The sequence below is a fragment of the Patescibacteria group bacterium genome (assembly GCA_041645165.1).
Lineage (GTDB): Bacteria > Patescibacteriota > Patescibacteriia > 2-02-FULL-49-11 > 2-02-FULL-49-11 > 2-02-FULL-49-11.
The window spans coordinates 1-15,023 of the sequence record JBAZQN010000008.1 but is presented as its reverse complement, the minus strand read 5'-3'; the positions used below and the strand labels follow the sequence as shown (position 1 = coordinate 15,023).

General features: G+C 44.5%; 15 protein-coding genes. 7 read left to right on the top strand and 8 right to left on the bottom strand.

Annotation, left to right across the window (positions count from 1 at the left end):
- Positions 1-26 precede the first annotated feature (26 nt).
- The 7 genes from WC659_03810 (at position 27) to WC659_03780 (ending at position 6,943) form a co-directional block, all read left to right on the top strand.
- Positions 27-1,820 carry a prepilin-type N-terminal cleavage/methylation domain-containing protein gene (locus WC659_03810; protein ID MFA4873034.1) on the top strand — a complete coding sequence of 598 codons (1,794 nt, stop codon included), beginning with the start codon at positions 27-29 and terminating at the stop codon, positions 1,818-1,820.
- A gap of 15 nt (positions 1,821-1,835) precedes the next feature.
- Positions 1,836-2,465: a prepilin-type N-terminal cleavage/methylation domain-containing protein gene (locus WC659_03805; GenBank protein ID MFA4873033.1), complete on the top strand. Its 630-nt coding sequence runs from the start codon at positions 1,836-1,838 to the stop codon at positions 2,463-2,465.
- A 14-nt stretch (positions 2,466-2,479) separates the two neighbouring features.
- Positions 2,480-3,943 (top strand): hypothetical protein, encoded by a 1,464-nt coding sequence (locus WC659_03800; GenBank protein MFA4873032.1) that lies wholly within the window; start codon positions 2,480-2,482, stop codon positions 3,941-3,943.
- 198 nt (positions 3,944-4,141) lie between these two features.
- The gene (pilM, locus tag WC659_03795) at positions 4,142-5,281 is read left to right on the top strand and encodes a type IV pilus assembly protein PilM (protein ID MFA4873031.1); all 1,140 of its coding nucleotides are present in this window, start codon (positions 4,142-4,144) and stop codon (positions 5,279-5,281) included.
- A 14-nt stretch (positions 5,282-5,295) separates the two neighbouring features.
- The gene (locus tag WC659_03790; GenBank protein ID MFA4873030.1) at positions 5,296-5,859 is read left to right on the top strand and encodes a PilN domain-containing protein; all 564 of its coding nucleotides are present in this window, start codon (positions 5,296-5,298) and stop codon (positions 5,857-5,859) included.
- 145 nt (positions 5,860-6,004) lie between these two features.
- The gene (locus WC659_03785; GenBank protein MFA4873029.1) at positions 6,005-6,649 is read left to right on the top strand and encodes a hypothetical protein; all 645 of its coding nucleotides are present in this window, start codon (positions 6,005-6,007) and stop codon (positions 6,647-6,649) included.
- A 12-nt stretch (positions 6,650-6,661) separates the two neighbouring features.
- Positions 6,662-6,943, top strand: a complete 282-nt coding sequence (locus tag WC659_03780; protein MFA4873028.1) for a hypothetical protein — start codon at positions 6,662-6,664, stop codon at positions 6,941-6,943.
- Between the two features lie 55 nt (positions 6,944-6,998).
- Here WC659_03780 and WC659_03775 read toward each other — a convergent pair whose 3' ends face one another.
- From WC659_03775 to WC659_03740, 8 genes are all read right to left on the bottom strand, one after another.
- Complete coding sequence (locus WC659_03775; GenBank protein MFA4873027.1) at positions 6,999-7,220, bottom strand: ferredoxin; 222 nt, start codon at positions 7,218-7,220, stop codon at positions 6,999-7,001.
- Between the two features lies 1 nt (position 7,221).
- A complete protein-coding gene (locus WC659_03770; GenBank protein MFA4873026.1) occupies positions 7,222-7,830 on the bottom strand; it encodes an iron-sulfur cluster assembly scaffold protein in 609 nt (202 codons plus the stop codon).
- Between the two features lie 60 nt (positions 7,831-7,890).
- On the bottom strand, positions 7,891-8,670 hold the full coding sequence (locus tag WC659_03765) for a methyltransferase domain-containing protein (GenBank protein MFA4873025.1): 780 nt from the start codon (positions 8,668-8,670) through the stop codon (positions 7,891-7,893).
- A 46-nt stretch (positions 8,671-8,716) separates the two neighbouring features.
- On the bottom strand, positions 8,717-9,985 hold the full coding sequence (locus WC659_03760; GenBank protein MFA4873024.1) for a cysteine desulfurase: 1,269 nt from the start codon (positions 9,983-9,985) through the stop codon (positions 8,717-8,719).
- Between the two features lie 216 nt (positions 9,986-10,201).
- On the bottom strand, positions 10,202-10,828 hold the full coding sequence (locus WC659_03755) for a SufD family Fe-S cluster assembly protein (protein MFA4873023.1): 627 nt from the start codon (positions 10,826-10,828) through the stop codon (positions 10,202-10,204).
- Between the two features lie 218 nt (positions 10,829-11,046).
- On the bottom strand, positions 11,047-13,587 hold the full coding sequence (locus WC659_03750) for a SufD family Fe-S cluster assembly protein (protein MFA4873022.1): 2,541 nt from the start codon (positions 13,585-13,587) through the stop codon (positions 11,047-11,049).
- Positions 13,584-14,321, bottom strand: coding sequence for a Fe-S cluster assembly ATPase SufC (sufC, locus tag WC659_03745; GenBank protein ID MFA4873021.1), 738 nt, complete (start codon positions 14,319-14,321; stop codon positions 13,584-13,586). The genes WC659_03750 and sufC overlap by 4 nt, the downstream gene beginning before the upstream one ends.
- Before the next feature lie 103 nt (positions 14,322-14,424).
- On the bottom strand, positions 14,425-14,826 hold the full coding sequence (locus WC659_03740; protein MFA4873020.1) for an Rrf2 family transcriptional regulator: 402 nt from the start codon (positions 14,824-14,826) through the stop codon (positions 14,425-14,427).
- Positions 14,827-15,023: the final 197 nt, after the last annotated feature.

Here is a 15,023-nt window from a genome sequence, read left to right as displayed (position 1 = left end):
ATTATTTGAAAATTAGAAATTGTAATTTGAAAATTTCAACAGTGAAAAAAAAGAACGGCTTTACTCTTATCGAAACTATAGTCGGCGTGGCAGTATTCACTCTCATCGCGATTGGCATCTATTCAGTCGTCACGCAAACAACCAAATTAATCCATGCCTCACGCGCGCGAGTTGCGGCAACCGCGCTCGTGAATGAACAAATAGAGATTATACGTAATTTACCCTACGCATCGGTAGGCACTTCCGGCGGAATCCCTGCCGGTTCCTTACCGCAAACCCAGACATTGCTGCGTGATGGCATTTCTTTTAACGTGAATACCACGATCCGCAATGTGGATGATCCTTTTGACGGAACAATCGGCGGGACTCCCAATGATACTGCCCCCGCTGATTACAAGCTGGTTGAAATTTCTGTCAGTTGTGCCTCATGCACGGGAAACCCTCCCCTCGTCTTCACCACAACCATTTCCCCAAAAAATTTAGAAGTCTCGACCAATAACGGATCACTTTTTATTCGCGTTTTTGACGCAAACGGACATGCCGTGCCCCAAGCGTCCGTGCATGTCGAAAATTCTATCGTATCGCCTTCCATAGCGATTGATGATGTGACGAATAACGAGGGGTTATTGCAACTCATTGACGTGCCGCCTTCAGACGAATCGTATGCCATCAGGGCCACCAAAGACGGGTATTCGACAGAACAAACATATCTGCCTGAAGCGCCTGGCAATCCAAACCCGGTAAAGCCGCACGCTTCCGTGCTTACTCAACAAGTAACGCAGGTAAGCTTTTCGATTGATAAGGTGAGCACGATCCACCTTACGACCACAAACCAACTCTGCAATCCTCTTACTTTTGTCGATTTGCATAGCGAGGGGACAAAACTTATAGGCACCAACCCAACATTGCTGAAATATTCTGAAAATTTTTTTACTGACGGCAATGGCGTGCGCGAACTGACCAATCTTGAATGGGATACGTATACTTTTACCTTAACCGACACAGGGTATGATCTTGCCGGCTCCATCCCTTTATCGCCAGTTATAGTATCGCCTGATGCCGTATTGCCTATCACGCTAGTACTCAAAAGCCATACCTCTTACTCGCTGCTCGTCACGGTGCTCGACAACGCTACGCAACTACCATTGCTTGATAGCCAAGTGCATATTTCCCGCAGCGGTTACGACCTTACTTTAATAACGAATCGCGGCTATGCATGGCAAACCGATTGGTCAGGAGGCGGGAGCCAGGAACAGTTTACCGACGAAACCCGTTATTATGATAATGACGGCGGTATTGATGCCACTACCACGCCGGGCGATCTGTTCCTTGCGCACAGCGGAAGCAATTACCAATCAAACGGAACACTCATTTCATCAACACTAGACACTGGAAACGGCACTAATTATGTGTCAGTCTTTTGGAAACCTACAGACCAATTGCCTCAAACAGGCGCTAACAGCGTGCGCATGCAGCTTGCCTCGAATAATGACAATACGACATGGAGCTTCTCGGGCCCTGATGGCACCTCATCCAGCTTTTATACGCCGGGTATCTCTTCCGTGCATGCAAGCCACAATAATAATCGTTATATGAGGTACAAAATTTACTTAAGCACTCTTGATCCGACGGTATCGCCGAATGTTTCTGATATCGGCATTACATTTGTAAACGGCTGCGTGCCGCCGGGCCAGGCATTTTTTTCCAATCTCACTGCAAATGATTATACCGTGGAGGTGAACCATGATGGGTATGCCACGTCTACTGACAGCCTCAACATAACAGGAAACAACGCGTATTCAGTCATATTGTCGCCCTAAAACATTACGCACTTTATGCTTCGCTATGTGAGACGATTCTATTCGTGCAGATATCAGGGATTTTCCCTGCTGGAGACTGTTATCGCAATCGCGATATTAGGGTTAATAATTCTAGCGGTTGGCCTATTTCAGGGGAATATTTTCAGATTTAATACTACTTTAAATAATCAATTGACAGGGCAATTCGAGAGCAGGCAGGCAATTGAAAAAATTATTGCAGAAGCCAGAGTCGCCGCCACCGCGGGCAACGGCGCCTACCCGCTTGAATCAGTATTAGATTCGTCGTTAATCTTTTACAGCAATGTTGACAGTGATACAGGCATAGAGAGGATACGTTACTTTGTGTCGGGAACGACCTTGCGGCGCGGCATCATCGAGCCGGTGGGCAGCCCTGTCACGTATCCGAGCGCAAATGAAACCATAACGACTATTCTTAACAACCTCGTGAATGGCGCGACGCCGGTATTTTCTTACTACAACACAAATTATTCCGGGATTGAAGCGCCTCTCTCACAGCCCGTTGATGCGCGCGTGGTGCGTTTTCTCACAGTAACTCTTATCGTTGACAAAGACCTCACTCGTCCTCCCGCAGCATTGCAAACGCGCAGCGGCATAAACCTTAGAAATCTGAAAGATAATTTATAAGACCTCTTAACAATATGGTTAAGGATACGCACACTTATTTGATTAAATTTTTAAAACAAGCCGCTCATGGCGCGTTGCTGATCCACCTTATAGTATTTGGGGGCATTGGCATTGTCATAATCGGCGGTTTAGCGCAGTGGTCCATAGGCCAAAGCCGCCTCGCAAGGCAAAGAAGTTTGAAAGAAATGGCGTTTGAAATCGCAGAAGCGGGAGTTGACTATTATCGCTGGCACCTTGCCCACGCGCCAAATGATTTTCAGGACGGTACCGGCTCTACAGGACCTTATGTCCATACATTCAACAATCGGGCGGGCGAGCAAATCGGCACCTTTACCCTCACTATTACCCCTCCCCCTACCGGTTCAACCATGGTGAACGTAGAATCAAGCGGCGTTACGCTCGAAGCGCCGCATGCGGAACGCGTGATACGCGTACGCTATGCGATTCCTTCTCTGGCAAAATTTGCCATCGCCGCAAATGCGGACATGCGTTTCGGAGAAGGCACGGAAGTGTTTGGGCCAACGCATTCAAACGGCGGCATTCGCTTTGACGGCCTCGCCCATAACCTCATCACAAGCGCGCGCACTTCCTATGATGACCCAGACCACAGCGGCGCGAATGAATTTGGCGTACATACCCATGACGCGCCCACAGACCCCCTCCCGCCCGCTGCGGTGCCGAACCGGACTGATATATTTATGGCAGGGCGCCAATTCCCCGTTCCCGCAGTTGACTTTACGGGAATGATTAATGATTTAGCGGATATAAAGGCACAAGCGCAAGCGAGTAATGGTTATTACTCAAGCTCTGGCGCCTTGGGATACCACATCACTTTGCAATCAAATGACACTTTCATTTTAAAGCGCGTAAATTCTCTCCAACCCCCTCCAAGATGGTGCACGAACCAATTAAGCCAATCAGGCTGGGGCACTTGGAGTATTGGCACAGGCGGCAGCGCGCAGACAACCCTTGGCACGTATCCGTTTCCTTCCGCGAATGTGCTTTTTTTTGAAGATCATATTTGGGTTGACGGGCAAATATCGAGTGCGCGGCTTACTATTGCTTCGGGAAAATTTCCAGAAAATCCTTCCACTAATACGAGCATCACCATTAATAATGACCTTATTTACGGCGCGTACGACGGATCTGCGGTTTTGGGTCTCATTGCGCAAAATAATGTAAATGTGGGATTGGCGAGTGAAAATGATTTACGGATTGATGCCGCGTTAGTTGCCAAGAATGGCAGAATTGGGCGATACTATTATTGGATAACGTGCGGATCGTCCTATATACGGTCAGTAATAACCCTTTGGGGCATGCTCGCAACCAATCAAAGGTATGGCTTTGCGTATACCGATGGCACTGGCTATCAAACGAGGAATATCACCTATGATGCAAGCCTCCTTTATGCGCCGCCCCCCTCATTTCCATTAACCTCCGACCAATACACCTTACTCTCATGGGAAGAAGTTAAGTGAGAAATCCAAATATCAAATGACCAATGTCCAAACCCCAATGACCAATCAATACTCAAAAAACATGAATGACCAAATGTATTGGGATTTTTGGGATTGGGATTTAATTGGTCATTGGAAATTGTCCCGCTCATTTATTCTTTTTTCTAAGGTATGCGGGATCCCGCCTGAGCGGTGAGGATTTGGAATTTTCAATTAAATATGTTCACCTCTCTACTCCAATCATTTGGGCTTGATATTTCTGACTTATCTGCGAAATTGGTGTGCATAAAAAATAATATTCGGAATGAACGGGAAATTTCTTCCTGGGCATCATGTGATTTTCCTCAAGGCGCTATAGTGGAAGGTGAAATTGTACAGCAAGAACAAGTGCGTAGTGCATTGCACGAAATACTCAACAAAGTATCCACTACCCTCACCACTCCCTATGTCGTGGCCTCCCTTCCTGAATCGAAAACGTTTATCAAAGTTATTGAGTTGGAAAACGAGCAAGCTGATATCGCAAACGGCGTAGAAAATGAATTGCCAAATCACATCCCGCTGCCGCTTGATGAACTTATTATTGACTGGCAAGTAGTTAAAGAATTCAAAGATCATAAATTAGTTCTCGTGGGAGCTGTTCCTAAAGTGATTGTGTATTCGTACACTGCCCTTTTTAATGAACTTTCACTTAAACCTATCGCCTTTGAAATTGAGGCCGAGGCCATATTAAGAGCGATAACACCGCTCACTCGTGATAATCAATTAAAGACTAGTAATAAGTTCGTACAGAAACTATTCCGTTTTTACCGCCATACGAGAGAATCGGTACCTGCCACCGCGCCCGTTCCCGCAGCACAACTGATTGTTGATCTCGGAGCGACACACACGAGCCTTATCATGGTAGACTGGAATGCGATTCAATTTACTTCCAGCGTTGCGCTTTCAGGGGTTGAGGCAACTCAACGCATCGCGGACCGATTAAAACTCACCTCTGAAGAAGCAGAACGGGCTAAACATATCTGTGGGCTTGATGCGAAAAAAGGCAAAGGGGTTGTCGCGGGAGTACTCGAAGGCATGCTCACCAATTGCGCGGTAGAAATAGAACGCGCGCTCCATTTTTACGAGACGCACTTTCCCCGTGGCAATAAGGTGCAAAAAATTTTACTCACGGGCGGGGGAGCAAAATTAACGGGGGCTGAAACATTTTTAGGAACACAGTTATCTCTACCCGTGGCATTAGGCAACCCTCTTGTGAATATTAACGCTGCTTCCAAGTCTTCAAGCTTTCCCAAACATGAAGCACTTTCGTACGCGACCGCGATAGGCCTGGGTTTGCGGAATAATGCAGAAAAATTTTAATGCGCTTTTAATTTATGATAACCCTTAATCTTCTCGACCAACCGCACCGGCAACAATTATTCAAGGAATATGTTTTTTTGCTGCTTAAAGATATTACCGCCATTACCCTCATCGTAGTGGCAGTGATTGGCATGCTTCTTTCTATAAGCAAATCTATTCTCTCTAATGATCTCAATGAAACCGCGAAAAGGACAAATGTGATCGCCAGCAATAACCAACCAATCATGCAAGCGATTAGGGAGTTAAACGACGAGCTAAACAGTAATGAATACATGTCTCAAGAATATACCGAGTGGTCTCACTGGCTTGCTTCTTTTTCTTCACTCGTTCCTCGCGGTAACCAAATAGTGACTATGGATCTGCAAAGAAACGAACGTATCCTCCAAATAGATGGTAAGAGCAAAACACGTGATGACCTTCTTAAATTTAAAGCAAATCTCGAAGCTTCTTCCCTTATTAAGGAAATTCAATTCCCGCTTTCAAATTTATTACTTAAAGAAAATATTAAATTTAAATTTTCTGTGACAATTAATCCCGAATCCCTTACAAACCGCCTCCAGAATTCCTCTTTAGAGTAATTTATATGCCCAGTTATACCGCTCCTTATCAGTCGCTCCGCATCCATGATTAAATTGAAACTTACCACCATTTATTCCACTTATCAGTGTTGGGTGCAAAGCCCAGTAGGGTGCTTTGCTCTCCTGCTGGGTTGATATACTGAGTATGCTCCATTTACGCCCCATAATTATTATCGTGACAAGCGCGCTTATGGCCGCGATTATTGGCATATTAGTAATAGTTCCTGCCATTCGTGATATTCGAAATTTAAATGAACGCATTCATACTCAACGGCAAGCGTTGGAAATGCTTTATCAACGCGGCCAAAATATTCGCACAAGCTCGACTGAATACGAAAATGTAAAAAAGGATATCCCTCTCGTAGCCTCCTCTTTCCTTACCTTAGGTAACGAGCTTGAATTTATTACCGCGCTTGAAGCAGCGGCAACTGAAGTAGGCGTGCAGCAAATAATAAATCTCGATACCGCGCAAAACGTTTCTACAGAAGAATCTCCCCCTGAACCTCTCTCACGAAGAGTATTGCTAAGACTTGATATAGAAGACCCTGAACCTCTCTCACGAAGAGTATTGCTAAGACTTGATATAGAAGGCACCTATGCGCAATTTATTGCATATCTGCATGAATTAGAAGCAATGCACCCTTATGTGAATGTTCTTACTATCTACCTCGCAAATGCATCCCGCAGTTCATATATTAATTTCCCTTCCGATGACAACTCTTTACCCACCGCACCGTTATTAAAAATTTCCCTTACTGCTGCCACCTATTGGCGCCCTTCATCGCTTTAACCTTAAATCGTTATGCCCCTCCATAAACCCTCCTTACTTATATTGCGCATTGCACCCATAACTTATCTTAGTATAGTGGTGATTATTGTAGTTGTTACATTGATATTTTTGTATAAAAATTTTTATCTTACTATCGCTCAAGTTGAAACTGTGGAGCAACTCGAAAGGACCGTTGCCCGGGAACGACTCAATATGAAATTATGGGATACGCTTATCAAAGAGCGTCTCCTCAAATTGACCGTCCACGACAAAGTAAATGAATCAGAACTCCGTGACCCGTTTATGCCATTATAAAATACCATATACGTAAAAACCCCCGTGAGGGGGTTTTATTGTTACATTTACCTTATTACGGATATACCTGTTTCCCATCAATATCGTAAATGAATATTGCCTTTGTGGGACAGGATTCTGCCGCCGCCATTATAGTCGTATCATCGCCGCCCTTCGCATCTTTGATGATGGCGATATTATCCTTATCGAGCTCAAATACCCCTGGCGCGATGGCGACGCATGACGCCGCACCGATGCAGAGTTCGCGCTCCACCACAATTTTTCCTATAGGAGACATATTATTGTTTTTTATCGGAAATAATTAGATTAAGATCATCCATCATTTGATTAATTTCATCCTCACTCATCCCATGCACTTTCGCGCCTGCCTCGAGAGTGTCGAAAGATGAGGCATGGCATCCAACGCAATGCAAATTATACTCAGAAAGGACCATGCGAGTCTCGGGCCATCGCGCAACAAGTTCGCTAATATTCATTTCTTTATTGACCACCACAGGCGAAGATTTTTGCGATTGCTTTATGCGCAATACCTTTAATCCTTTCTGAAGTGTCCTCAAACACAGAAGCGCGCAATTAATCCTCCCTTGCGTAATGGTTCCGCCCATCATTTGCAGTATATCAGATTCAGTGATTGATTCAATATCATACATTTTTTTACCCTTAATATACTCTGAGAGCATTGAAGCCCCCGCCATAGAAAGCGCACAGCCGCTGCCTGACCAGAGGATTCCAGCCAACACTCCATTATGTACCTTTAGCGCGATCTTCATTTGATCACCGCAGGTACTATTGTCTTCATCAACTGTCACGGTTGGATTATCAAGCACGCCAAAATTGCGAGGATGCTTATAATGGTCCAGAATTTCTTCACGATATAATGAGGCCATACTAAAAGTTGAGTAATTTCTAATAGACTACAAACATCCAAATATACAAAATATAATTATTTATTTTACTGCATTAATAATAAAAGAGGATAATGTAATTTGATGCTTCCCATCTTTTAATTCTTTCAATTTTATTGAATTTTTAAAGGAATCTGATGAATTCAAAACCAGATTGATAGTATCTTGAGGATTATAAAAATTATTAAGCCAATCTTCCAATACTAAATCAAAATCTTTTTGCACAACCGTTACATTATTAAAGCTAACTACTTTTAATAATTGTTCAATAGTTTTAATGGTTCGATATTCATAATTTGCTGGTTCTCTAAGGCTATTTAATTTGTTAAAAATTAAATGATTGACTTCCTCTTTAAATGACGCTACATCAGCAATAATAATGCAGCCATTATCTTTTAATACTCTAAACGCCTCGGTAAGAGCCTTGATGGGCTGATCAAGGTGGTGCAAGGCATATTTATAGGTTACCGCATCATATGTTTTATCATTAAAAGGTAATTTATAAGCATCTCCTTGCACAAAACATCCATCTTGATTTTTTTCTTTTGCTACTTTTAGCATATCATTAGAAATATCTAAACCGGTAACAGTACCTTCTGTCTTAATAGCTCTCACCAAATCACCAGTGCCAGTACCTATATCAAGGATGGATTTAGTATTTTTTAACAAAGGTAGAATGATTTCAATCATCCATTTAAAGGTTTTAGAGCGGTAATCGTACACTTCTTCATAATGTTGAACTTTCTCTCCATCAAAATGAGCCGTTTGCCTGTCGCTATGGCTTAATTTTCCAAGTTTTTCAAATTTGCTAGTTTCTGTCATATTTATTGTCCAAGTTGATAAATATTAATTTAATTACGAATAATGATCAACCCAACAACTGCTGAGCCTTCTTAAGACCTAGGATGAGGGCATCAACGTCTTCTTTAGTATTATAAATATAAAAACTAGCCCGTGCCACCGCACCAGTACCCAAGCGTTCCATCAAGGGATGCGCGCAATGTGACCCTGAACGTATCGCTATGCCTTCCTCGTCGAGGATGGTGGCTAGGTCATGCGCATGTATATCCTTAAGATTGAAAGAGAATACTGCAAACCGCTGTTCCATTGAATGCGGGCCATAAAGCGTAAGACCGGGCAGCCGTGTGAGTTGTGCGAGCGCGTATGCGCCTAATTCCTGCTCATGTTGGACAATGACCCCCCATCCCACCTTGCGGATATATTCCAATGCGGCCCCAAAAGCGACTACACCCGCGATATCCGGGGTTCCCGCCTCAAATTTCCACGGCAGATCATTCCATTCGGTTTTTTCAAGAGTTACTCGTTTAATCATATTACCGCCAGTAAGGAACGGCGGGCATTTCTTCAATATTTCCCTCCGCCCATATAATACGCCGACACCTAAGGGCCCGAGCATTTTATGCGAAGAGCAGGCATAAAAATCCACACCCAGCTTTTTAACGTTTATTTCCATATGAGGCGCTGCTTGCGCGCCATCCACGGCAACGATAATGCCGCGAGGCCTTGCAAGCGCCACCACGGCCGCAATATCATGGAGCGTCCCCAGAACGTTCGACGCGTGCGAAAGCGCGATAAGGCGCGTACGATTTGTTATTAACGATTCTAAACAACCGATTTCGACTTCTCTCTTGTTCCTTGTTCCTTGTTCCTTGTTCTTCGTGCTATGGATGCATAACCTCCCTTCCTTATCAATATCAATCACTTTCACGACTGCGCCAGTTTCGTGCGCTAATTGCTGCCATGGGACAAAATTGGCATGATGCTCCGCAATAGACACAATTATCTCGTCACCCGACTTCAAGAATGTGCGCCCATACGCAAACGCTATTAGATTGAGCGCTTCCGTGGTATTTCTGGTAAAAATAATTTCATCGCGGCTGGAAGCGCCAAAAAACTGCGCCACCTCATCCCTTGTTTTTTCATATTGCCTGGTCGCTTCCTCCGCCAAGGTGTGGATACCGCGATGGATGTTCGCGTTTGTATGTTCGTAAAAAAAGCTAAGCGCATCAATAACGGCGTGAGGTTTTTGGGTGCTCGCGGCATTATCCAGATACACGAGCCGTTTCCCATGGACGGTGCGTTTTAATATCGGAAAATCACTCAGTATATTATTCATACCCCGTATATCAACATCCAACGCCACACACGGAGGACGTTAGATGATTATGGTAAATGAATGCGACTGGCATAGAATAATGCATATCAAGGTTTATCGTGGGTGTGGCGATCGGTTAGGGAAGCCTGCTTTAAACCATTCTTACATGACATCTTTATACACCCCCATAATCACCTCTCAATAAATTTAGGTCTTGCTTCCCTCTTGGATGTTGTATTACGGGGCATACTGAAAGACGGCTAATTGCTCTTTAATTATCGTTTTCATGCGATCAGTAATAAGCTCTTCGGGTATCTTCTGTATGATACTTTGCAGAAATCCTTGCGCCAGAAGTAAAGTGGCTTGCCTCTGCGCAATACCCCTTGATCCCAGATAAAAATATTCTTCCTCTCCAAAAGTGCCGACCGTCGCGCCATGGGTGCAACGCACGTCATTAGCCAAAATTTCCAAATACGGCCGCGTAGTTACGCGCGCGGAAGGGCTGATCATTATATTTTCATTTCTTTGATACGCATTCGACCCTTGTGCAGCTTTTTCAATGCGTATTGTCCCTTCATAATTAAACGCGGCATTATCCAATAATATGGTTTTTACCAAAAGATCGCTGGTGGTATGCGGTGCGCTATGATTCTGGAAAGTGGAAATGCCGCAAGTGCCGCGTAGCCCAATTATCATGCCTAGGATGCATGCGTATGCCCCCTCATGCGCCACATTTACTCTTAATTTTTTTATACCATCGCAAAAGCCATAAATAAGAATATATGCCCTGTTATATGCTGGCACAGTAATAGTGAGCTCATCTTGAATTTCTGTAAGATGAATATATGTTAATGCCTGGTTCATACAATCACAGTAACAATATAACAGTGTAGCCATTTAGCCATAGCATTCCCGAAGATAATATGCCTATATGCGCTTAGGTGCCGTAAAAAAATAACATATCCCGCCATCTACGCCGTACGTCAACAAAATAAGGACAAACCTATGGGACAAGTGAAATGTTATTTTTTTAAACGCCCTTATGTCACCTAGGTCATAGGGATAATTCTCTGCTCACTGGATTATCCTACAGACCCGTCCATTTGCTGCGCAATAAGGCGATTCATCTCAACGGCGTACTCCATGGGGAGCTCTTTTACCACAGGTTCAATAAAGCCGTTGACAATCATGGCTTCCGCGGCCGTCTTGTCAAGACCGCGCGATTGAAGGTAAAACAATTGCTCTTCACCTATTTTAGACACGCTTGCCTCGTGCTCGACGGTTACCTCGCGTTCATCAATAACCATATTAGGGTACGTATCGGACCTGGAACGCTCATCAACAATTAGCGCGTCGCAAACCACCTTCGACCGTGCGCGCAATGCGCCCTTTTTAATCCTCACCAGTCCCCGGTACGAAGTTCTGCCGCCAGATTGGCTCACTGATTTTGATATGATCGTGCTGGTGGTGTCAGGCGCACAATGGATCATTTTTCCCCCCGCATCCTGATGCTGCGCCTCTCCCGCGACTGCGAGCGAGAGTATTTCCCCGTGGGCATGCGGCCCTACAAGGAAGCAGCTGGGGTATTTCATAGTAACCTTTGATCCTAAATTGCAGTCGAGCCATTCACCCACGGCATTTTCTTCAACACGCATCCGCTTGGTAACCAGGTTATACACATTATTACTCCAATTTTGTATCGTGGTGTAGCGCACGCGCGCGTGAGGCTTGACGATGATTTCTACGACTGCGGCGTGAAGGGAGTCGGCGGTATAAATTGGCGCGGTGCAATTATGTACTACAATGCCGCTTGCAGCATAGCTCTCGAAATTTTTTACGCTAAAATTAAAAACAGGAAATTTCCTAACGATTCTCCTCTTAATATTTTTTACGGGGACGAATGCATAGAGCTCATTGTTGCCGAAGAGACTGGCGCGATTTTTACCGTACATGAAGCAGCTGAGCGGCAAGCCCACTATTTCCCCAAACTGTTTCAGATATGCACCTCCTATGCCGACGGTATACATAGTATGCCGCCCTTGCTCATGCGCGCGCTTTCGAGCGTTTATTGTAGCAACAATGCCAAGACGCAGCAAAATATCGCGAACCTGATATGCCAACGTTTCCGAAATAGTGCTGAATCGACAGATTTCCTTCTGTCCATGCTTATTTTTTCTATTATAATAATTGCCGTCTCCGCGGAAATACGCGGTAATCAACTGCTGTTGGAGACGATGGGGCAGAATGATTGCCCATGAAGGAAGTTTCTTATTCTGTGCGCCCTTGCCGAAATATGCAAATATGCGCGACACTTCTGCGCTCGAAACAACTACTGATATGCCATGGTTTGTTTTATGAACCGGCTTGTATGTTTTACGAATGCCGAATACTTCTTTGAGGCAATATTCGACGTCGTGTACAAGGTTTGTTTCATATATGCTAAACGAAAAACTTGTGTAAAAACCGCGGTCAACCGAGCCTTCTGCCAAATAGTATCCGATGAGCCTGACAAATTCAGGCGTGAGTGCAACCGTTTTGTTCAACGTTTTGATTGTTCCTTTTCTGGCACCTTTCATTTTTATAGGAAAAGTGATTGAGGTGCGTTTCATAGTCCCTTGCGGTATGGGAATGGTCAGATAATCTCCTTTTCGCACATCTTTTATCGCCTTCCATTTTAGCGTCCAGAATTTATTGCGCTCATTTGAACGTACCCGGTCAACGACCAACACGGGATGGTTTTCGGTAATGTGAATGCGCTGGTTCGAATCGCCCCATACATCAATTTCATATAATTGTCCCGTATAATTTCGTCTTTGCACACGGCATACTTCTTGGTATGTTCCGGTATGCGTGAGAACCTGATCGCCCGCTTTTATATCCTCGATATTTCTTCTTTCATGGTCGGTGGAAATTTTCGTTCCCGCGGCAAAACAACCTTCAACATAGTGCACAAAACTCCCCTCATCCGCAATGATGAGCGTGCGTTCAAACTGGCCCATATTGGCCGCATTGATCCGAAAGTAAGCCTGCAGAGGAAGCTCCACCTTCACGCCGGGCGGCACATAAATAAACGAGCCTCCTGACCATACCGCGGAATTGAGCGCTGCAAACTTATTGTCATTTGCAGGTATTATGGTGCCGAAATATTGCTTTACGATATCCGGATAATCACGGAGCCCTGTATCCATATCGCAAAATATGACTCCTTGCGCGGTCAGGCTTTGAAGCAGACTCCCATACACCACCTCAGATTCATACTGCGCGGTCACACCCGCGAGTTGTTTTTTTTCTGATTCGGGTATTCCTATCGCATCATACGTTTTCTTGATTTCTTCAGGCAAATCTTCCCACGTGCGCGCCTTTGCATCAACAGGCTTAATGTAGTAATAAAGCGCGTTAAAATCAATTCCTTCAAGGGAGGCGCCCCAGGTGGGAAGCGGACGGTTTTGAAAATAGGCGAAACTTTTCAGCCGATACTCTCTCATCCATACAGGCTCCTTTTTTTGGAGAGATATCTGTTCCACCACGTCCTGCCCAATGCCTTTCCTTGTTTTGAATACGTAGCGCTCCGGCATTGAAAAACCGTAACGATAATTATCATTCACGAAAGTGCGAGAAGTCATGGGTCTAAATGCTTAAAACCTGTTTGTTCTAATTCATGCGCGAGTTCCTTGCCGCCTGATTTCACGATTTCCCCCTTTATCATGATGTGCACAAAATGTGGCTCTATGAATTTGAGTATCCTCTGATAATGGGTAATGATCATAATTGCGGTCTCATCGCCAAAAAAATGTTTGATACTTGACGTGACTATTTTAAGTGCGTCAATATCGAGCCCTGAATCTGTTTCATCCAAAAACGCATACAAAGGGCGGAGGATGATCATTTGAAGAATTTCCGCTTTTTTCTTTTCACCGCCGGAAAACCCATCATTCAAAGGACGGTCAATAAATTTATCATCAATTGCCAGCTCTTTCATGAGAGAGCGGAGCAATTCTCGAAATTTTGCAACGGATATTTTTTCACCAAAACGGGAAATATATGCTTCGCGCAGAAAATGCGCTAGGGGAAGCCCCGCAATCTCCCGCGGGTGCTGGAACGCTATAAAAAGTCCTTTCCGGGCGCGTACTTCAGGAGCTGCATGCGTAATATCCTCTCCATTTAACGAAATATTTCCTTGCGTGATATGGTACTGTGGATGTCCCATGAGCGCGTTTGCGAGGGTAGACTTGCCGCTGCCATTAGGGCCCATGAGCGCATGTATGTCGCCAGGATGGATAATAAGATTTACTCCTTTGAGTATTTTTTTCTCATCGACGCTCACATGCAAATCTTGTATTGCTAATATCTTGTTCATAGATTATTTGTAAATTACGGAAACCACCCCATCCCCTCCTTACTAAGGAGGGGACACGTGAGGGGAGGTCTCCTTAGTAAAAAAGATTGAAATTCCGATACAATTACAATAATGCGGCAATGGTGATCGCTTTAGTTGTTTTGGAAATAGATTGCGCAATCTCGCCCCATACCTTTTTCGCGGTGCAATTCACGTTACGGGCGCATTTAAAATCGCCCACCACGGGACACCGAAACGGCGCAAAATCATATTCCATGCAATGGAGTATGTCTTGCACGGTAAGCTCGCGCGGATTGCGCGCAAGCCGGTAGCCGCCTTTCACTCCCCTCTGCGCTGTGACAATATGCGCCTTACGGAGCGGATGAATGAGCTGCTCAAGATATTGATAGGGTATGCCGGTTGTTTCAGCGATAGTATGCACCGATACGGCGTTATTTTCTTTCCAGTGCCTCGCAAGCTCAATTACCGCCCGCAATGCATATTCAGAGCGTGTAGAAAACATCATATGTAATTAAATCTGAGTTAATATATCAGATATAGTATAGTACGAATATAATATATGTCAACTTAAATGTGGTGTATTCTAACCGCAAGTGCATAAAATGCAAAAAGACGCCTAGGGTTAGGTATAATGAGAAACACTCATTTACCATTAACCTAACCACCTATGGCGTCCCACCATCAGTTTACCCAAGAGGAGCG

What these genes read in the sequence shown, in the direction of transcription:
- WC659_03790 (MFA4873030.1), top strand. Translation starts at nt 5,296, where the DNA reads ATGATAACCCTTAATCTTCTCGACCAACCGCACCGGCAACAATTATTC.
- WC659_03800 (MFA4873032.1), top strand. Translation starts at nt 2,480, where the DNA reads ATGGTTAAGGATACGCACACTTATTTGATTAAATTTTTAAAACAAGCC.
- WC659_03755 (MFA4873023.1), bottom strand. Translation starts at nt 10,828, where the DNA reads ATGAACCAGGCATTAACATATATTCATCTTACAGAAATTCAAGATGAG.
- WC659_03765 (MFA4873025.1), bottom strand. Translation starts at nt 8,670, where the DNA reads ATGACAGAAACTAGCAAATTTGAAAAACTTGGAAAATTAAGCCATAGC.
- WC659_03785 (MFA4873029.1), top strand. Translation starts at nt 6,005, where the DNA reads ATGCTCCATTTACGCCCCATAATTATTATCGTGACAAGCGCGCTTATG.
- WC659_03780 (MFA4873028.1), top strand. Translation starts at nt 6,662, where the DNA reads ATGCCCCTCCATAAACCCTCCTTACTTATATTGCGCATTGCACCCATA.
- WC659_03760 (MFA4873024.1), bottom strand. Translation starts at nt 9,985, where the DNA reads ATGAATAATATACTGAGTGATTTTCCGATATTAAAACGCACCGTCCAT.
- WC659_03750 (MFA4873022.1), bottom strand. Translation starts at nt 13,587, where the DNA reads ATGACTTCTCGCACTTTCGTGAATGATAATTATCGTTACGGTTTTTCA.
- WC659_03740 (MFA4873020.1), bottom strand. Translation starts at nt 14,826, where the DNA reads ATGATGTTTTCTACACGCTCTGAATATGCATTGCGGGCGGTAATTGAG.
- WC659_03775 (MFA4873027.1), bottom strand. Translation starts at nt 7,220, where the DNA reads ATGTCTCCTATAGGAAAAATTGTGGTGGAGCGCGAACTCTGCATCGGT.
- WC659_03805 (MFA4873033.1), top strand. Translation starts at nt 1,836, where the DNA reads ATGCTTCGCTATGTGAGACGATTCTATTCGTGCAGATATCAGGGATTT.
- sufC (MFA4873021.1), bottom strand. Translation starts at nt 14,321, where the DNA reads ATGAACAAGATATTAGCAATACAAGATTTGCATGTGAGCGTCGATGAG.
- pilM (MFA4873031.1), top strand. Translation starts at nt 4,142, where the DNA reads ATGTTCACCTCTCTACTCCAATCATTTGGGCTTGATATTTCTGACTTA.
- WC659_03770 (MFA4873026.1), bottom strand. Translation starts at nt 7,830, where the DNA reads ATGGCCTCATTATATCGTGAAGAAATTCTGGACCATTATAAGCATCCT.